Genomic DNA, 18532 nt, shown 5'->3' with positions numbered 1-18532 from the left:
GATCCCGGGTCAGCCCTGTACCGGCAGCGCCAGTTGCTCACCCATGCGCACGGCAGACCCGGCGCCGAGGGCTTCGGCCCACTTCACCTGTTCTGGCCCGAACAGCACGATCGCGGTCGAACCCAGCTTGAAACGCCCCAGTTCCGCGCCTTTTTCCAGATGGATCGGCGCGCGGCTGGCTTCGTCGTAGCGGAAGGTCTTCAGCTCGCGCTTGGGCGGTGTGACCAGCCCGGCCCAGACCGTCTCGATCGAGGCAACGATCATCGCACCCACCAGCACCACCGCCATCGGCCCGCGTTCGGTATCGAACAGGCAAACCACGCGCTCGTTGCGGGCGAACAGCTCGGGGACGTTCTCAGCCGTGGTCTGGTTGACCGAGAACAGGCGGCCCGGCACGTAGACCATCTCACGCAGGGTGCCGGCCAGCGGCATGTGCACGCGGTGGTAGTCCTTCGGCGACAGGTAGATGGTGGCGAACTCGCCGCCCATGAACGGCGCGGCCAGCGCCGGGTCGCCGCCGAGCAGCTCGAGGGCGCTGAAGCTGTGGCCCTTGGCCTGGAAAATACGGCCGTGCTCGATCGGACCGAGCTGGCTGACCGCACCGTCGGCCGGACACAGGATCGCGCCCGGGGTTTCATCCAGGGGGCGCGCCCCCGGCTTGAGGGCGCGGGTGAAGAAGGCGTTGAAGTGCTCGTAGGCGGTGAGGTCCTCGACCAGCGCCTCGGACATGTTCACCTGGTAGCGTTTGGCGAACCAGGCGGTGAAGGCATTCTTGAACCAGCGTGCGCGGCACTCGGCGACGCAGCCGGCCAGGCGCGACAGCAGGTGGTGCGGCAGCAGGTGCTGGCTGATGATGAACAGACGGGATTTCATGCAGTTTCCTTAAACTTCTACAGGCGTGTCCGGGTGATTGCCCCACTCGCTCCACGAGCCGGCGTAGGCCTTGACCCGTGGATAGCCGAGTGACTTGGCCACCAGGTAGGTGAATCCGGAGCGACGGTGGGTCTGGCAGTGGGTGATCACTTCCTTGTCAGGGGTGATGCCCAATTGCTGCAGTACTTCGGCGATGTCCTTGCGAATGCGCAGGTGGTCGTTGAGGTCCATGCCTGCAGTCCACTCGAAGTTGACCGCGCCGGGGATGTGGCCGGCCTTGGCTGCCAGGACCTTCTCGCCGTTGAATTCCTGCGGGCCGCGGGCGTCCCAGACCACCAGGTCGTCGGCGCCCAGGCGGCTTTGCAGGTATTCGCGGGTGGCGGTGGGTTCGGCGCGCAGGCGCAGGCGCACAGGCGTGCTGGCGGCTGCTGGCACTTCAGTGACGAGCTTGTCCGCAGGCCAGGCCTGGATGCCGCCGTTGAGGTAGTGGTAGCGCGCTTGGCCGATCACGTCGAGCAGCCAGATGAAGCGCCCGGCCCAGCCGCCGCCTTCGTCGTCGTATACCACGTACACCGCGTCGTCTCGGTGGCCGAGCTCGCTGAACAGCTTTTCCAGGTCGGCCTGGGCCGGCAGCAGGCCGGGAGCCGGAGGCTGTCCCAGCTGGGTGCGTTTGCCCTCGACGAACCGCGCGCCTGGGATGTGGCCGCTGACATAGCGGTTGGCGCTGCTCAGGTCGACCAGGATCAGCTCGGGCGAATCCAGGCGTGGCAGCAGGTCGGCGGCTTCGATCACCAGTGGCAAGCCGGAAAAATCAGTCATCCACGGTCTCCGGGGAGCAAGGGAGGTGCGATTGTAGCGCAAGGTTCAGGCATTGCGGTTGGCGAAGCTGGCCAGCGCGCGCTCGATACATTGTGCGGTTTTTCCGAAGGCCTGCACGCTCACGTCCGCAAGCGGCCTGCCGCCCTGGTCGGCGATCGCCAGCATCAATACCTGGTCGTTCACGGCCAGCGAGCGCAACAGCAAGTGCTCGCTGGGGAACAACGCACGTAGCGGTGCGGGCAGCAGGGCGGAAAACTGGGCATGATTGTCGGGCGTCAGACGCAGTTGCGAGGCTTTGCTCAGCAGTTTTTGCAGCAGCTTGCTCTGGCCTGCTGCCAATGTCAGCGCTGAGGCTTCGCGCGGCAACCCGGCGCTCTGCTGTACGCGCAGGCAGTCATTGGGTTTGTCGAGCAGCAGCAACAGCACCCGCTGCATGCCGCAAGCCAGCAGTGCCTCGCGCGCCTGGGTGGCCAGGTGCACGGTGTTGGTGAACGGGCTGGGCTGGGCCAGCAGGTCGCCGCACAGCGTGCGCCAGCGTTGCAGGTCCTGGGCAGGTGGCGGTGGCGGGGTGAGCATGTCTGGGTGCGGGCGCCGCTGCTGCCAGGGCCAGATCAGCGCCTCGGCCGGGTGGAACAGTGCATGCCGGGCATGGTGGCGCGCGCTGGCCGCTGCTTGCTGGTGCACTTGCTGTTGCACATCATCCAGCGTGGTTTGCAGGTACATGGCGGTGAGCAGTTGCCAGCGCAGCAAGTGCGGGTTGTCCCAGCCGACCTGCGCCGACAGCGCCAGGCCGTTGGCCAGCAGCACGGTATTGGCCGGCTGGTTGAACCAGCGGCGCAGCCCGGGCTCTTCGTCCAGTCGATGCTGCTTGCTCAACTCGTCAGGCTCGCGGGCGATGTTCAGTACCTGGGCCAGTTGTTCGCGTTCTTCGAGCAGCAGGCGATAACCCTGGGTGACCCATTCCGGCAGGCGCCAGTGCGTGGCGACGGCGCGGCACAACTCCATGATGCGCACGCCGAACAGTGCATGCTCCACCTCTGAAGCCTCTTCACCCTTGTGAATGACCCGCAGTTCCCAGGTGTCGAGCAGCTTGGGGTAAGCCAGGGCCAGTGCCCACAGTGGCGAGAGGAACAGCAGGCTGCCCCAGTGGATTTCCTGCCACAGGCGCGCCAGGCGGCTGGCGAACAGGCCGTTGGCTTGCTGGGTGGCGTGCTGGCTGATCAGCAGGAATTGGCGCAGCACCGGCGGAATGTCGTCTCCCGGTATCGATGGCAGGCGTCCCATCAGTTGCAGGATGCGGCTCAGGCCCAGACGGTTCAGGGCGATTTCCAGGCTTTCGGCGGGCTCGGCCTGGCTGGCGTGGTTCGGGTGATTGGCTTCGCGCATCACGCACAGCACCAGCGACGGGCTGTCCTGCATCAGTTCGGCGATGTCGCGCAGCGAGCGGCGATTGTCGTTGATGGCCGCCAGAACCCGGTCATGACTCTCTTTGGGCACCGGCACGCGGATGCCGTCGAGCAGCCTTACCCAGGCGTCTAGAGAGGAGGGGATCTGCGCTGGCACCTTGGTTTCGATTGGCATTTTGACATCAGTCCAAACTGGCTTTTCGCATTGAGTGGCTATAGTCTGGCGCAGTTCTGCCGATAAGGAGAAGAAGAGTTTCCAAGCTTCCGCCCCTGACCCTGACCACGACAGCAAGTGCTTCCAATCTATGGCTAAAATTATCGGCATCATCGTCGTATTCGCGAGTGTCCTCGGCGGATACGTCCTCTCCCACGGCAAGATCGCGGCGCTGATCCAGCCGTTCGAAGTGCTGATCATCGGCGGTGCGGCCTTTGGCGCGTTTCTCCAGGCCAACCCTGGCTACATGACCATGCACGTCATGAAGAAGTCGCTGAAGATGTTCGGCAGCCGCTTCACCCATACGTTCTATCTGGAAGTGTTGGGCCTGATCTACGAGATTCTCAACAAGAGTCGCCGCGAGGGCATGATGGCCATCGAGGGTGACATCGAGGATCCCGCGGCCAGCCCGATCTTCGCCAAGTACCCTGCGGTCATGGGCGATGCGCGGATGACCGCGTTCGTCTGCGACTACCTGCGCATCATGTCGACCGGCAACATGGCACCCCATGAGCTCGAAGGCCTGTTCGACATGGAGCTGCTGAGCCTGAAGGAAGACCTCGAGCACCCGTCCCATGCGGTGACCAGCGTTGCCGACGCCATGCCCGGCTTCGGTATCGTGGCGGCGGTACTCGGCATCGTGGTGACCATGGCCTCGCTGGGCGATGGCGACCAGAAATCCATCGGCCTGCACGTCGGTGCTGCGCTGGTCGGGACCTTCTTCGGTATTCTCGCGGCCTATGGTTTCTTCGGTCCGCTGGCCAACTGCCTGCGCCACGACGCCAAGGAAGAACTGAACGTCTACGAGGCGATCAAGGCTTCGCTGGTGGCCTCGGCGTCCGGCATGCCGCCGTCGCTGGCCGTCGAGTTCGGGCGCAAGGTGCTGTACCCGGCGCACCGTCCGAGCTTTGCCGAACTGGAACAAGCGGTTCGCGGTCGCTAAGCCATGGAGAACAATCAGCCCATCATCGTCAAGCGCGTCAAGCGCTACGGCGACGGCCACCATGGCGGCTCCTGGAAGATCGCCTTCGCCGACTTCGCCACGGCGATGATGGCGTTCTTCCTGGTGCTGTGGTTGCTGTCCACGGCCACCCCGGAGCAGAAGATCGCCATCGCCGGCTACTTCAAGGATCCGATCGGCTTCTCCGAGAGCGGTACGCCCTACGTCATCGACCTGGGCGGCTCGCCGCAGCTGGCCCCGGAAAAGACCATCAACCCGGAGGAGAAGTCCGAGCCGACGCCTGACACCAGCGTGCAGATGGACAAGGACCGGATCGAGACCATGGCCGACCAGGTCGAGCAGGAGCGGCTGCAACTGCTGCTGCAGGAGCTGCAGAACAAGGTCGAGGAAAATCCGCAACTGCAGAAGTTCAAGGACCAGATCCTGTTCGAGATCACCCAGGACGGCCTGCGCATCCAGATCATGGATGCCGAGAACCGGCCGATGTTCGACCTCGGCAGTGCGCGCCTGAAGCCCTACTTCGAAGACATCCTGCTGGCGATGGCCGACACCATCAAGGCCGTGCCGAACAAGATCAGCGTCAGCGGCCACACCGATGCCAAGCCTTATGCCGGTACCGGTGATTTCGGCAACTGGGAGCTGTCGGCCAACCGTGCCAACGCCGCGCGACGTGCGCTGGTGGCGGGTGGTTATCCGGATGGCCAGGTGGCGCGAGTGGTGGGTTACGCCTCGTCGTCGCTGTTCGACCGCGAAAACCCGTTCAACCCGGTCAACCGCCGGATCGACATCATCGTGCTGACCAAAAAAGCGCAGCGGGATATCGAGGGCGAGCAGGGTGCACCTGAGGCACCGGCCAACCCAACCCCGCCTGCCAATGCGGCGCCAGGAGCCCCTGGTGCCTCCGCCGCGCCGGCCGATGGCTCGGCACCGATGCAGCCGCGTGAGCTGCGCCAGAAGCTGAACATCTTTGAGGATGGCGTGCTGAAGATGGACGAGCCCAAGGAAAACTGAGTTCGTAATCTGCAGGAGCGGCGCAACGCCGCTCCTGCATCTTCAGTAGGTGTCTTGCGTCAGGCTTGCCACGATCGAGCGGTAGCTGTGCATCCGCTGCGCCGAGATACGCCCTTCCTCCAGACCTTTGAGCAACGCGCAGCCGGGCTCGCGGTCATGCTTGCAGTCGCGGAAGCGACAGTTGCCGAGCAGGTCGCGGAACTCGATGAAGCCCGCTTCCACATCGTCACGGCTGACATGCGCCAAGCCAAACTCGCGGATACCGGGGGAGTCGATCAGGTCGCCGCCGTTGGGGAAGTGGTAGAGCCGTGCAGTGGTGGTGGTGTGGGTACCCTGGCCCGACCACTCCGACAGATCGCCCACCCGCGTTTGCGCCTGCGGCAGCAGGCTATTGACCAGCGACGACTTGCCCACGCCCGACTGCCCGACGAACACGCTGATGTGCTCGTCCAGTGTCTGCTGCAGGCGCTGCATGCCATCGCCGTGGTGTGCGGACACTTCGAGCAGCGGGTAACCGAGATCGCGGTACACCGCTAGCAGCGCATTGAGCGTCGCTGCGTTGTCGTCGTTGATCAGGTCGGCCTTGTTCAGCAACAGCAGCGGGCGGATGCCAGCGTGCTCGGCAGCAACCAGGTAGCGGTCGATGAGATTGGCCTGGGGCTCGGGTGCCGGGGCGAAGACGATCACGATCAGGTCGACGTTGGCCGCGACCGGCTTGAGCTGGCCGTGGTTGTTCGGCCGACACAGCTCGGTGCTGCGCGGCATCTGCGCGACGATCACACCGTTGCCCTGGTTGCCGGCCCGCCAGACCACCTTGTCGCCTGTGACCAAGGCAGGCAGGTTGGCGCGCAAGTGGCAGCGGAACACCTGGCCTGCGACGTCGCCGTCCTGGGCCTCGACCTCGACCGTGACGCCGAAGTGGGCGATCACCAGGCCCAGTTGTTCGGGCCCCAGGTCGCCGCCTTCGAGCTCTTGCAGGGCGTGCTGCTCGCGTTTGGCGGCGCGGGCGGCGCGTTCACCCTGGATCTTTTCGATGCGCCAGTTCTGGCGGCGGTTGAGCTGGCGTTTGGCCATGGAGGTTCCGTGTTGGCGGGGCAAAAGAAAACGGCAGGCAGTTTAGCACGCTCCACTAGGCTAATATGTTGGCCTATTCGAGGAGCTCATTCATGCACAACCCACAGAACCTGATCTGGATCGATCTGGAGATGACCGGCCTGGATCCGGACAACGACGTCATCATCGAGATGGCCACTATCGTCACCGACAGCGAGCTGAACACCCTGGCCGAAGGCCCGGTGATCGCCATTCATCACAGCGACGAAGTCCTGGCGCGCATGGACGAGTGGAACACCCGCACCCATGGCGCCTCGGGCCTGACCCAGCGCGTGCGCGAAAGCCGTATCGACATGGCCGAAGCTGAAGCCCAGACCATCGCCTTTCTCGAGCAGTGGGTACCAAAGGGCAAGTCACCCATCTGCGGCAACAGCATCTGTCAGGACCGCCGCTTCCTCTATCGTCACATGCGCGCGCTGGAAGGCTACTTCCACTACCGCAACCTCGATGTCTCCACACTCAAGGAGCTCGCTGCGCGCTGGGCGCCGGACGTGCGCGACAGCTTCAAGAAAGGCAGCACCCACCTGGCACTGGATGACATCCGCGAGTCGATCGCCGAGCTGCGTCACTACCGCGAGCATTTCATCAAGGTCTGATGAATCAGGGGGCGTGCATACGCCCCCTTTTGGTGCCACGCGCGACTGAGTAGACTGCGCGCCTTTTCTCGCACGGATCTGCGCCATGCTGTTGATGCTCTACCTCATCGCCATCACTGCCGAAGCCATGACTGGCGCCTTGTCTGCTGGCCGGCGAGGCATGGACTGGTTCGGCGTGGTACTGATCGCCTGCATCACCGCCCTGGGTGGCGGCTCGGTGCGCGACGTACTGCTTGGGCACTACCCGCTGACCTGGGTGAAGCACCCCGAATACCTGGTGCTGACCAGTTTCGCCGCATTGCTGACGATCTTCATCGCGCCGCTGATGCGTCACCTGCGCTCGCTGTTCCTGGTCCTCGACGCCCTCGGATTGGTGGCCTTCACCTTGATCGGCTGCATGACTGCACTGGAAATGGGCCAGGGGATGCTGGTGGCGTCGATCAGCGGTGTGATCACCGGTGTGTTCGGCGGGATCTTGCGCGATATCTTCTGCAACGACATTCCGCTGGTGTTTCGTCGGGAGCTGTATGCCAGCGTGTCGTTCGCTGCGGCCTGGTTCTATCTGGGTTGCGTGTACTTCAAGGTGCCGGCCGAGCAGGCGATGCTGCTGACGCTGTTTGGCGGCTTCCTCTTGCGTTTGCTGGCCATCCGCTTTCACTGGGAAATGCCCAAGTTCCACTACAACGACGAGCATTGAGTCTTCGGGATCGAATGCGGCCTTTTCGCGGGCAACTCGGAGCGCGAAAAGGTCGTACTGTTCCTGTCAGCCCGCCGCCTCGTGCCGCGCCAACGCCCACTCCACGTGGTCCCTGACCAATGCCGAAGGATGCTCGCGCCGCGCTTTCAGGGCCTCGAGCACGGCGATCGTCGAAGGTGCATTGCCCAGCCCGACCGCCAGGTTGCGCAGCCAGCGCTCGTAACCGGCGCGACGTAGCGGCGAGCCTTCGGTGCGGCTGAGAAAGGTCTTTTCGTCCCACAGAAACAGTGCCGCCAGCTCGGCGTTGTCCAGCCCGTGGCGCGGCTTGAAGTCGTCCTCGCCGGTCGATTTGGCGAAGCGGTTCCAGGGGCAGACGATCTGGCAGTCGTCGCAACCGAACACCCGGTTGCCGATCAGAGGTCGCAGCTCCAGCGGGATCGCGCCCTTGAGCTCGATGGTGAGGTACGAGATGCAGCGCCGCGCATCGAGCTGGTAGGGCCCGACGAAGGCCGCGGTGGGGCAGATGTCCAGGCACGCCTGGCAGCGCCCGCAATGCTCGCTGGTCTGGGCTTCGTCGGCGGGCAGTGGCAGATCGACAAACAGCTCGGCGAGGAAGAAGTAGCTGCCCGCCTTACGGTTGAGCAGCAGGGTGTTCTTGCCGATCCAGCCGAGCCCGGCCTGTTGGGCGATGGCCTTTTCCAGTACCGGAGCGCTGTCGACGAAAGCGCGGTAGCCGAAGGGGCCGATGGTTTCCTGGATGCGGTCGGCCAGGTGCTGCACGCGCTTGCGCACCAGCTTGTGGTAGTCGCGGCCCAGTGCGTAGCGAGAGATATAGGCTTTTTCCGGTTGAGCCAGGCGCTGGGCCATCTGCGTATCGCCGGGCAGATAGTCCATGCGCAGCGAAACCACCCGCAAGGTGCCGGGGATCAGTTCGGCAGGGCGCGAACGTTTCGTGCCGTGCGCTGCCATATAGTCCATCTCGCCGTGATGGCCGGCTTCAAGCCAGCGCTGCAAGTGCTGTTCATGCTCGCCAAGCTCGACATCGGCGATGCCCACGTGGGCAAAACCGAGTTCGCGGCCCCAATCCTTGATCGATTGGGCCAGTGCTGGGAGGTCTAGAGAGGAGGCGGACATGGATGGACAAGGCATTGCAGGCTCAGGTGCGTATAATTCTGCCAGACATCGGAGCCTTTGACCCCATGCCTCAGACCAAACACCACGCCAATACCGCGCAAACGCTCAGCAGCGTGACCGTCGCGCACCTGCCTGCGCGGCCAGCAACTGCCCACAAGGGCGATTTTGGCCATGTGCTGGTGGTTGGCGGCGACTTGGGTACCGGCGGCGCCGTGCTGCTCAGTGCCGAGGCTGCGCTGCGCTGTGGTGCCGGGCTGGTCAGCGTGGCGACACGCCCCGAGCATGTGGGCGCGAGCCTCAGCCGTCTGCCGGAAACCATGTGCCTGGGGGTCAGTTCGGCCAACCAGTTGATGGCCGTGCTGGAGCGCGCTTCGGTGCTGGTGGTCGGGCCTGGTCTTGGCCAGGCGGCCTGGGGCCGCAGCCTGCTGTCGGCAGTCGCCAATGCACACCTGCCGCAGGTCTGGGACGCCGATGCGCTCAACTTGCTGGCGCGTACGCCCCTGGCCTTGCCGGGCGGCAGCATCCTGACCCCGCATCCTGGGGAGGCTGCGCGTTTGCTGGGCGTTTCCACCGAGGCCGTGCAGGCCGACCGGCCCGGGGCTGCGCGTAAACTGGCGCGTCGCTATGACAGTGTCTGCGTGCTCAAGGGCGCCGGAACCCTGGTCGCCGACCCGAGCGGCCAGTTGCGGCTGTGCGAGCGAGGCCACCCGGCCATGGCCAGCGCCGGCCTGGGTGATGTGCTGACCGGCGTGCTGGCCGCGTTGCTCGCCCAGGGCCTGGACGCCTGGCAGGCGGCGGGCCTGGGCGTCTGGTTACACGCCTGCGCTGGCGAACGCCTGGGCGCGCAGGGCAGAGGTCTGGCGGCCAGCGATCTGGCTCCGGTCATTCGAGAATTGTTGGAGGAGCATTCAGCGTGTCAGGCATAACCCTGTTTCTGGCCGACGAGCCGGCCACCGTCGAGTTCGGTGCGACACTCGCCAAGGTCACCGGCGGCCATGGTGTGATCTTTCTGGAAGGCGACCTGGGCGCCGGCAAGACCACCTTGTCGCGAGGCCTGATCCGTGGATTGGGTCACACTGGCGCAGTAAAAAGCCCGACCTTCACGGTGGTCGAACCTTATGAAATAGGCGATATCCGCGCCTTCCATTTCGACCTTTACCGCCTGGTCGATCCAGAAGAGCTAGAGTTCATGGGAATTCGCGATTATTTCGAAGGCGATCCGCTGTGTCTTTTCGAATGGCCGCAGAAGGGCGCGGGCGTTTTGCCAAAGCCCGACCTGACCATTACCATAAGCCCCCAGGCGGGCGGCCGCTCGCTGAACCTGTCGCCGCAGGGGGCTCGCGGCGAAGCCTGGTGTGCCGCTCTGGCTGCCGAAAACAAATCGTAAGTGGGGAAAGGTATGCTGCGCATTCGCGCACTGGTCGCCGTCGTTGGACTGCTGCTGACAGCGGTGACCGTTGACGCTCTGGCCGTCACACAAGTCAAGAGCATGCGCCTGTGGCGCGCGCCGGACAACACTCGCCTGGTCTTCGACCTGTCGGGCCCGGTGCAGCACAGCGTCTTCACGCTCAGCGCGCCTGATCGCCTGGTCATCGACATCAATGGTGCGACGCTCGCCTCGCCATTGAACGTCTCCACCTCGAACACGCCTATCACCAGCGTGCGCTCGGCCCAGCGCACCGCCACCGACCTGCGCGTGGTGGTCGACCTGAAAAAGGCTGTCACGCCCAAAAGCTTCACCCTTGCACCCAACGCCCAGTACGGCAATCGCCTGGTGGTCGACCTGTACGACCAGGAAGCCGATGCGGTTGCCGCCAGCAACCCCACGCCGCCGCCGGTCACCCAGGCGCCAGCCACCACGCCCGCAGTACCGGTGACGCCGGCGCAACCGGCGATCAAGCTGCCGCCGGTGCCCAACGGCAAGCGTGACATCGTGGTCGCCATCGACGCCGGCCATGGCGGGGAAGACCCTGGCGCCTCCGGCTCGCGTGGCCAGCACGAGAAAGACATCGTGCTCGATATCGCGCGCGAGCTTCAGCGCCAGATCAACACCGAGAAAGGTTATCGCGCCGAACTGACCCGTACCGGCGATTACTTCATTCCGTTGCGCAAGCGCACCGAGATTGCCCGCAAGAAGGGCGCTGACCTGTTTATCTCCATCCACGCCGACGCCGCGCCGTCGAAAGCGGCCTTCGGCGCCTCGGTATTTGCCCTGTCCGACCGTGGCGCTACCTCCGAGACCGCGCGCTGGCTGGCCGACAGCGAGAACCGCTCCGACCTTATCGGCGGTGCCGGTAACGTCAGCCTCGATGACAAGGACCGCATGCTTGCCGGTGTGCTGCTCGACCTCTCGATGACGGCCACGCTCAGTTCCAGCCTCAACGTGGGCCAGAAAGTGCTGGGCAACATGGGCCGCATCACGCCGCTGCACAAGCAGCGCGTGGAACAGGCGGGATTCATGGTGCTGAAGTCGCCGGACATTCCCTCGATCCTGGTCGAGACCGGTTTCATCTCAAACGCCAACGAAGCCAACAAGCTGGCAACCAAGAGTCACCAGCAGGCGCTGGCCCGCTCGATTCATAGCGGTGTGCGCCAGTTCTTCCAGCAGAACCCGCCGCCAGGCACCTACATCGCCTGGTTGCGCGATTCCGGCAAGATCGCCCAGGGTCCACGTGAACACAGCGTGCGCCCGGGCGAGACGCTGGCGATGATCGCCGTGCGTTATCAGGTCAGCGTTGCCAGCCTGCGCAGCACCAACAACCTCAAGAGCGATGAGCTCAAGGTCGGTCAGCACCTCGATATCCCGGCCACTACCCTGGCGTCCCAGCAATGAGTGGTGGTTCGCGAATCCAGCTGCTCAGCCCGCGGCTGGCCAACCAGATCGCCGCCGGCGAGGTGGTCGAACGCCCGGCGTCGGTGGCCAAGGAGCTGCTGGAGAACAGCCTGGATTCCGGTGCCCGGCGCATCGACGTGGATGTCGAACAGGGCGGCGTGAAGCTGCTGCGCGTGCGTGACGATGGCAGTGGCATCGCCCCGGACGACCTGCCTCTGGCGCTGGCGCGCCACGCGACCAGCAAGATCCGCGAGCTGGAAGACCTTGAGGGCGTGCTCAGCCTGGGCTTTCGTGGCGAGGCACTTGCGTCGATCAGTTCGGTAGCGCGCCTGACCCTGACCTCGCGTACCGCCAATGCCAGCGAAGCCTGGCAGGTCGAGACCGAGGGCCGAGACATGCTCCCGCGGGTTCAGCCGGCGGCGCACCCCATCGGTACGTCGGTCGAAGTACGCGACCTGTTCTTCAACACCCCGGCCCGGCGCAAGTTCCTCAAGGCCGAGAAAACCGAATTCGATCATCTGCAGGAAGTGATCCGGCGCCTGGCGCTGGCGCGCTTTGATGTGGGCTTTCACCTGCGCCACAACGGCAAGAGCATCCTCAGCCTGCATGAGGCGCCCGACGAGCTGTCGCGCGCGCGGCGGGTCGGGGCGATCTGCGGGCCTGGCTTCCTCGAGCAGGCGCTGCCGATCGAGGTAGAGCGCAATGGCCTGCGCCTGTGGGGCTGGGTCGGCTTGCCGACCTTCTCGCGCAGCCAGGCAGACCTGCAGTACTTCTTCGTCAATGGCCGCGCGGTGCGCGACAAACTGGTCGCCCACGCGGTGCGCCAGGCGTACCGCGACGTGCTGTTCAACGGCCGGCATCCGACATTCGTGCTGTTCCTGGAGCTCGATCCCACCGGTGTCGATGTCAACGTGCACCCGACCAAGCACGAAGTGCGCTTTCGTGAAGGGCGGATGGTCCACGACTTCCTGTACGGCACCTTGCACCGTGCGCTGGCCGATGTGCGCCCCGAGGATCAGCTCGCGGCGCCGGCGGCAACCACTGAAATCGTGCGTCCCAGCGGCTTGCAGGCCGGTGAGTTCGGCCCTCAGGGCGAGATGCGCCTGGCCGCCTCGGTGCTCGAACAGCCCCAGGCGCAGCAGCAGCCGTCGTTCTCCAATGGCGGCGCGGGCGCAGGCTACCAGTACCAGTACACGCCGCGGCCGTCACAGCCGGTGCCGGCAGCAGAGGCGCAAGCAGTCTACCGCGAGTACTTCGCCCCGCTGGAGACCAGCGTCCAGCCGCCTGTGGCGCTGCCGGAAAGCCAGGGTGACATTCCACCGCTGGGCTATGCCCTGGCTCAGCTCAAGGGCATCTACATCCTCGCCGAGAACGCCGTGGGCCTGGTGCTGGTAGACATGCACGCCGCCCACGAGCGGATCATGTACGAGCGCCTGAAGCTGGCGATGGCCAGCGAAGGGCTCAGTGGCCAGCCGCTGCTGGTGCCCGAGTCACTGGCGGTCAGCCAGCGTGAGGCCGACTGCGCCGAGGAACATGCCCAGACCTTCCAGCGCCTGGGCTTCGAGCTGCAGCGCCTGGGCCCGGAAACCCTGGCGATCCGCCAGATCCCCGCGTTGCTCAAGCAGGCCGAGGCCAACCGCCTGGTGCAGGATGTACTCGCCGATCTCATGGAGTACGGCACCAGCGACCGCATTCAGGCGCACATCAACGAGCTGCTCGGCACCATGGCCTGCCACGGTGCGGTGCGTGCCAACCGACGCCTGGCGATCCCGGAGATGAACGCCTTGCTGCGTGACATGGAGAACACCGAGCGCAGCGGCCAGTGCAACCACGGCCGACCGACCTGGACCCAGATGGGCCTGGATGATCTGGACAAACTTTTCCTGCGCGGTCGATGACATGAGTGGCAAGCCCCCAGCGATTTTTCTCATGGGCCCGACGGCTGCCGGCAAGACCGACCTGGCCATTGCCCTTACACCGTCCCTGCCTTGCGAGCTGATCAGCGTCGACTCGGCCATGGTCTACCGCGGTATGGACATCGGCACCGCCAAGCCTTCGCCAGAGGTGTTGGCTGCCCATCCGCACCGGCTGGTAGACATCCGCGACCCGGCCGAGAGCTATTCGGCGGCGCAATTCTGTGGCGATGCGCTGCAGGCCATGGCCGAGATCACTGCGCGTGGCAAGATCCCGCTGCTGGTCGGCGGCACCATGCTGTACTACAAGGCGCTGGTGGACGGCCTGGCCGACATGCCGCCCGCTGATGCCGAGGTTCGCGCCGAACTCGAGGCCCAGGCCCGCGAGCTGGGCCTGGGGGAGCTGCACCGGCAGTTGGCCGAGATCGACCCGGTATCGGCGGCGCGCATTCATCCGAACGATCCGCAGCGGTTGATCCGTGCGCTGGAGGTATACCGGGTGAGCGGCCAGAGCATGACCGCCCACCGCGAGCGTCAATCAGCCGAAACCCGCGGTTCAGACGCAGGCGCGGGCGGACATTTGCCCTATACTGTCGCCAGTCTGGCGATTGCGCCTACAGATCGTCACATTTTGCATGAGCGAATTGCGCTACGATTTTCGCAGATGCTGGAACAGGGCTTCATCGACGAGGTCCGAGAGCTGCGGGCCAGAAGTGACTTGCATGTCGGGCTGCCGTCTATACGGGCAGTGGGGTACAGGCAGGTATGGGACTATCTGGACAGCAAACTGACAGCCGAGCAGATGCGCGAACGCGGTATCATCGCCACCCGCCAGCTGGCCAAGCGGCAGTTCACCTGGTTGCGTAGCTGGTCCGACGTACACTGGCTGGACAGCCTGGCCTGCGACAATCTGTCCCGCACCTTGAAATACCTGGAATCGGTCTCCATATTGAGCTGAGTCCCTGCAATTGCCGTCTATTCTTGCGACTGACGGCCTTAATGAACGAATTTTTTCAGTTTTTTACTATTGATCCTTACAGGAGTGCGGCATATGTCAAAAGGGCATTCGCTACAAGACCCTTACTTGAACACCTTGAGAAAAGAAAAGGTCCCGGTCTCGATCTACCTGGTCAACGGCATCAAGCTGCAAGGCCAGATCGAATCTTTCGACCAGTTCGTCGTGCTGCTGAAGAACACCGTCAGCCAGATGGTCTACAAGCACGCGATTTCCACTGTCGTACCTGCCCGTCCGGTTCGTCTGCCAAGCCCGTCCGATTCCGAGCACGGCGACAGCGAGCCAGGCAACGCCTGATAGGAGCCTGCATTGTTCTTTGAGCGCCACGGTGGTGGTGAGCGGGCGCTGCTCGTTCACTTGGAAGGTCAGAACCCTGAGGCGCGCGAAGACCCGCAGGAGTTTCAGGAGCTGGCACTGTCGGCCGGAGCGGACATCGTCCACCTGGCCACGGTTGCCCGGCACCAGCCCACAGCCAAGTTTCTGATCGGCAGCGGCAAGGTCGAGGAACTGCGCGACCTGGTCAAGGCCGAAGAAGCCGACCTGGTGATTTTCAATCACACCCTCACGCCCAGTCAGGAGCGCAACCTCGAGCGCGTCTTCGAGTGCCGCGTGCTTGACCGTACCGGTCTGATTCTCGATATCTTCGCCCAACGGGCGCGAACTCACGAAGGCAAGCTGCAGGTCGAACTGGCCCAGCTCGAACACATGAGCACGCGGCTGGTGCGCGGCTGGACCCACCTTGAGCGACAGAAAGGTGGTATCGGTCTGCGCGGCCCGGGTGAAACCCAGCTTGAAACCGACCGCCGCCTGCTGCGGGTGCGCCTGCGTCAGATCAAGGCGCGTCTGGAGAAGGTGCGCAGCCAACGCGAGCAGGCCCGACGCGGGCGCAAGCGCGCGGACATCCCCTCGGTGTCGCTGGTGGGCTATACCAACGCCGGCAAGTCCACGCTGTTCAACGCCCTGACGCAATCGGAGGTGTACGCGGCCGACCAGTTGTTCGCCACACTCGACCCGACATTGCGCAGGCTCGAGCTGGACGACCTGGGGCCGATCGTGCTGGCCGACACCGTGGGCTTCATTCGCCACCTGCCGCACAAGCTGGTCGAGGCTTTTCGGGCTACGCTCGAAGAGTCGAGCAACTCCGATCTGCTGCTGCATGTAATCGATGCGCACGAGCCCGAGCGCATGGAGCAGATCGAACAGGTGCTCGCGGTGCTGGGCGAGATCGGTGCCGAAGGCTTGCCGATCCTCGAGGTCTATAACAAACTCGACCTGCTCGAAGATGTCGAGCCGCAGATCCAGCGCGATGCCGACGGCAAGCCGGAGCGGGTCTGGGTTTCGGCCCGCGACGGGCGTGGCCTTGAGCTTGTGGGGCAGGCGATAGCCGAATTGCTGGGGGATGATCTGTTTGTCGGAACCCTGCGCCTGGAACAGCGACTTGCACGCTTGCGCGCGCAATTCTTCGAACTGGGGGCAGTGCAAGGCGAAGAACACGATGAACAGGGCAGCAGCTTGCTGAGCGTGCGTCTGCCCCGGGTCGAGCTCAATCGCCTGATCAGCCGCGCAGGCCTTGAGCCTGAAGTGTTCATCGAGCAACACACTTTGCAATAAATGCCCGTCGAGGTCGCCGGGCAGCCGTGACAGGCATTCTGTAGCATTGGACGGCGCGCCGTGGGCGCGTCTTTGCTTTATCAGATGGAGAGCGCTATGGCTTGGAACGAGCCGGGTGGCAACTCGAACAATCAGGATCCCTGGGGCGGCCGCCGTGGTGGCGGTGGTGGTGGCGACAAGAAGGGACCACCGGATCTCGACGAGGCCTTCCGCAAGCTGCAGGACAGCCTGAACGGCATGTTCGGCGGCAGCAAGAAACGCGGTGGCGGTGGTGACCGCAACATCGGCAAGGGTGGCGGCTACGGCTTGCTGGGCATTGGCCTGGCAGTTCTGGCGGCAATCTGGCTGTACAGCGCCGTCTACGTGGTCGACGAGCAGGAGCAGGCCGTGGTGCTGCGCTTCGGCAAGTACTACGAGACCGTGGGGCCGGGTCTGAACATCTACTTCCCGCCGATCGACCGCAAGTACATGGAAAACGTCACGCGTGAGCGTGCGTACACCAAGCAGGGCCAGATGCTCACCGAGGACGAGAACATCGTCGAGGTGCCGCTGACCGTGCAGTACAAGATCAGCAACCTGCAGGACTTCGTTCTCAACGTCGACCAGCCGGAAGTAAGCTTGCAGCACGCAACCGACAGTGCCCTGCGCCATGTCGTGGGCTCCACCTCGATGGACCAGGTGCTGACCGAAGGTCGTGAGCAGATGGCCGTGGATATCCGCGAACGCCTGCAGCGCTTCCTCGACACCTACCGCACCGGTATCACCGTCACCCAGGTCAACGTACAGAGCGCGGCAGCCCCGCGTGAAGTGCAGGAAGCCTTCGACGACGTGATCCGCGCCCGTGAGGACGAGCAGCGTGCGCGCAACCAGGCCGAGTCCTACGCCAATGGCGTGGTGCCTGAGGCCCGTGGTCAGGCGCAGCGCATCATCGAGGACGCCAACGGTTACCGCGATGAAGTGATCGCCCGCGCCAAGGGTGAGGCCGATCGCTTTACCAAGCTGGTCGCCGAGTACCGCAAGGCGCCGGACGTCACCCGTCAGCGTCTGTACCTGGAGACCATGCAGGAGGTGTACAGCAACACCAGCAAGGTCATGGTGGCCACCAAGGACGGGCAGAACAACCTGCTCTACCTGCCACTGGACAAGATGGTCGAAGGCAGCCGCAACACTGCAGCGCCGTCCAGCAGCGTGTCGCCGTCGGTCAACGACGCCGCCACTCGCGCTGTACAGGACCTGCAACAGCAACAACAGCCGCTGCGCACTAGGGAGAGCCGCTGATGAGCAATAAATCGCTGTTCGCCCTGATTGCCGCCGTGGTGCTGGCGATCGTCGCCTGGAACTGCTTCTACATCGTGTCGCAGACCGAGCGGGCGGTATTGCTGCAGTTCGGCCGTGTGGTCCAGGCGGATGTCCAGCCGGGCCTGCATGTGAAGGTTCCGTACGTCAACCAGGTGCGCAAGTTCGACGCCCGTCTGATGACCCTCGACGCCCCGACCCAGCGTTTCCTGACGCTGGAGAAGAAAGCCGTGATGGTCGATGCCTACGCCAAGTGGCGGGTGAAGGACGCCGAGCGTTTCTACACCGCGACCTCGGGCATGAAGCAGATCGCCGACGAGCGTCTGTCGCGTCGTCTGGAAAGCGGCCTGCGTGACCAGTTCGGTAAGCGCACCCTGCATGAGGTGGTATCCGGTGAACGTGACGCGCTGATGGCCGACATCACCGCTTCGTTGAACCGCATGGCCAACAAGGAGCTGGGGATCGAGGTCATCGACGTCCGCGTCAAGGCCATCGACCTGCCGAAGGAAGTCAACCGCAGCGTGTTCGACCGTATGAGCACCGAGCGTGAGCGTGAAGCGCGCGAGCACCGTGCCAAGGGTAACGAGCTGGCTGAAGGTATTCGTGCAGATGCCGACCGTCAGCGCCGTGTGCTGCTGGCTGAAGCCTACCGTGAAGCTGAAGAAACCCGTGGTGATGGCGATGCCCAATCGGCTGCCATCTATGCCAAGGCCTACGGCCAGGACGCTGATTTCTATGTGTTCTACCGCAGCCTGCAGGCTTATCGCGAGAGCTTTGCCAGCAAGAGCGACGTGCTGGTCCTGGATCCGAAGAACGAGTTCTTCCGCTTCCTGGACAAGAGCAAGCCGTAACAGGAAAGACCCCCGCCGGGCAGCTAAAACGCCCGGTGGGGTGCATCCCGAATCAAAAGGGGTGTATGATGAGTCAGCCGGGAAATTCCCGGCTTTTTTGCGTCTGCAAGGTTGATTGGCCCCCGGCTTTTTGACGACTTGGACAGGACGCGCAGTTTTTCGAGGGTGTTGGCACGGCGGCGGCGCTGG

General features: G+C 64.2%; 18 protein-coding genes. 13 read left to right on the top strand and 5 right to left on the bottom strand.

The window, feature by feature from the left end; all coding sequences use genetic code 11:
• Nucleotides 1-9: 9 nt before the first annotated feature.
• Genes asd through ACMGGG_RS21270 form a run of 3 tightly spaced genes read right to left on the bottom strand, consistent with a single transcriptional unit; the run spans nucleotide 10 to nucleotide 3273 of the window.
• Nucleotides 10-873, bottom strand: coding sequence for an archaetidylserine decarboxylase (gene asd / locus ACMGGG_RS21280; RefSeq protein WP_054893172.1), 864 nt, complete (start codon nucleotides 871-873; stop codon nucleotides 10-12).
• Between the two features lie 9 nt (nucleotides 874-882).
• Nucleotides 883-1692, bottom strand: coding sequence for a rhodanese-like domain-containing protein (locus ACMGGG_RS21275; RefSeq protein WP_414154382.1), 810 nt, complete (start codon nucleotides 1690-1692; stop codon nucleotides 883-885).
• Between the two features lie 45 nt (nucleotides 1693-1737).
• Nucleotides 1738-3273 (bottom strand): HDOD domain-containing protein, encoded by a 1536-nt coding sequence (locus ACMGGG_RS21270; protein ID WP_063546417.1) that lies wholly within the window; start codon nucleotides 3271-3273, stop codon nucleotides 1738-1740.
• Nucleotides 3274-3403: 130 nt separating this feature from the next.
• Between ACMGGG_RS21270 and motA the strand changes: the two genes are divergently transcribed.
• Complete coding sequence (motA, locus tag ACMGGG_RS21265; RefSeq protein WP_054893175.1) at nucleotides 3404-4255, top strand: flagellar motor stator protein MotA; 852 nt, start codon at nucleotides 3404-3406, stop codon at nucleotides 4253-4255.
• A 3-nt stretch (nucleotides 4256-4258) separates the two neighbouring features.
• On the top strand, nucleotides 4259-5284 hold the full coding sequence (gene motB / locus ACMGGG_RS21260; protein WP_414154381.1) for a flagellar motor protein MotB: 1026 nt from the start codon (nucleotides 4259-4261) through the stop codon (nucleotides 5282-5284).
• Nucleotides 5285-5326: 42 nt separating this feature from the next.
• On the opposite strand, the gene rsgA is transcribed toward motB, so the two are convergent.
• Nucleotides 5327-6358 carry a small ribosomal subunit biogenesis GTPase RsgA gene (gene rsgA / locus ACMGGG_RS21255; protein ID WP_063546413.1) on the bottom strand — a complete coding sequence of 344 codons (1032 nt, stop codon included), beginning with the start codon at nucleotides 6356-6358 and terminating at the stop codon, nucleotides 5327-5329.
• Between the two features lie 92 nt (nucleotides 6359-6450).
• On the opposite strand from rsgA, the gene orn reads away from it, so the two are divergent.
• Entirely contained in the window at nucleotides 6451-6993 is a 543-nt protein-coding gene (orn, locus tag ACMGGG_RS21250; protein ID WP_054893178.1) for an oligoribonuclease, read from the top strand.
• Between the two features lie 85 nt (nucleotides 6994-7078).
• Nucleotides 7079-7690 carry a trimeric intracellular cation channel family protein gene (locus ACMGGG_RS21245; RefSeq protein WP_054893179.1) on the top strand — a complete coding sequence of 204 codons (612 nt, stop codon included), beginning with the start codon at nucleotides 7079-7081 and terminating at the stop codon, nucleotides 7688-7690.
• 66 nt (nucleotides 7691-7756) lie between these two features.
• Here ACMGGG_RS21245 and queG read toward each other — a convergent pair whose 3' ends face one another.
• A complete protein-coding gene (queG, locus tag ACMGGG_RS21240) occupies nucleotides 7757-8824 on the bottom strand; it encodes a tRNA epoxyqueuosine(34) reductase QueG (protein WP_414154380.1) in 1068 nt (355 codons plus the stop codon).
• Nucleotides 8825-8889: 65 nt separating this feature from the next.
• On the opposite strand from queG, the gene ACMGGG_RS21235 reads away from it, so the two are divergent.
• The 9 genes from ACMGGG_RS21235 (at nucleotide 8890) to hflC (ending at nucleotide 18343) form a co-directional block, all read left to right on the top strand.
• The gene (locus tag ACMGGG_RS21235) at nucleotides 8890-9750 is read left to right on the top strand and encodes an NAD(P)H-hydrate dehydratase (protein ID WP_414154379.1); all 861 of its coding nucleotides are present in this window, start codon (nucleotides 8890-8892) and stop codon (nucleotides 9748-9750) included.
• On the top strand, nucleotides 9738-10211 hold the full coding sequence (gene tsaE, locus ACMGGG_RS21230) for a tRNA (adenosine(37)-N6)-threonylcarbamoyltransferase complex ATPase subunit type 1 TsaE (protein ID WP_065863785.1): 474 nt from the start codon (nucleotides 9738-9740) through the stop codon (nucleotides 10209-10211). The genes ACMGGG_RS21235 and tsaE overlap by 13 nt, the downstream gene beginning before the upstream one ends.
• Complete coding sequence (locus ACMGGG_RS21225; RefSeq protein ID WP_196759876.1) at nucleotides 10212-11657, top strand: N-acetylmuramoyl-L-alanine amidase; 1446 nt, start codon at nucleotides 10212-10214, stop codon at nucleotides 11655-11657.
• Nucleotides 11654-13555 carry a DNA mismatch repair endonuclease MutL gene (gene mutL / locus ACMGGG_RS21220; RefSeq protein WP_112899303.1) on the top strand — a complete coding sequence of 634 codons (1902 nt, stop codon included), beginning with the start codon at nucleotides 11654-11656 and terminating at the stop codon, nucleotides 13553-13555. The genes ACMGGG_RS21225 and mutL overlap by 4 nt, the downstream gene beginning before the upstream one ends.
• Before the next feature lies 1 nt (nucleotide 13556).
• A complete protein-coding gene (gene miaA / locus ACMGGG_RS21215) occupies nucleotides 13557-14528 on the top strand; it encodes a tRNA (adenosine(37)-N6)-dimethylallyltransferase MiaA (RefSeq protein ID WP_414154378.1) in 972 nt (323 codons plus the stop codon).
• Between the two features lie 93 nt (nucleotides 14529-14621).
• Nucleotides 14622-14882, top strand: coding sequence for an RNA chaperone Hfq (hfq, locus tag ACMGGG_RS21210; RefSeq protein ID WP_029612777.1), 261 nt, complete (start codon nucleotides 14622-14624; stop codon nucleotides 14880-14882).
• 12 nt (nucleotides 14883-14894) lie between these two features.
• Complete coding sequence (gene hflX, locus ACMGGG_RS21205) at nucleotides 14895-16196, top strand: ribosome rescue GTPase HflX (RefSeq protein WP_054893184.1); 1302 nt, start codon at nucleotides 14895-14897, stop codon at nucleotides 16194-16196.
• A 96-nt stretch (nucleotides 16197-16292) separates the two neighbouring features.
• Entirely contained in the window at nucleotides 16293-17474 is a 1182-nt protein-coding gene (hflK, locus tag ACMGGG_RS21200) for an FtsH protease activity modulator HflK (RefSeq protein ID WP_063546405.1), read from the top strand.
• Entirely contained in the window at nucleotides 17474-18343 is an 870-nt protein-coding gene (gene hflC / locus ACMGGG_RS21195) for a protease modulator HflC (RefSeq protein ID WP_054893186.1), read from the top strand. The genes hflK and hflC overlap by 1 nt, the downstream gene beginning before the upstream one ends.
• Nucleotides 18344-18532: the final 189 nt, after the last annotated feature.

The sequence above is a fragment of the Pseudomonas sp. BNK-44-b genome (assembly GCF_047456245.1).
Taxonomy (GTDB): domain Bacteria; phylum Pseudomonadota; class Gammaproteobacteria; order Pseudomonadales; family Pseudomonadaceae; genus Aquipseudomonas; species Aquipseudomonas machongensis.
This window is presented reverse-complemented; position numbering and strand designations above follow the sequence as displayed.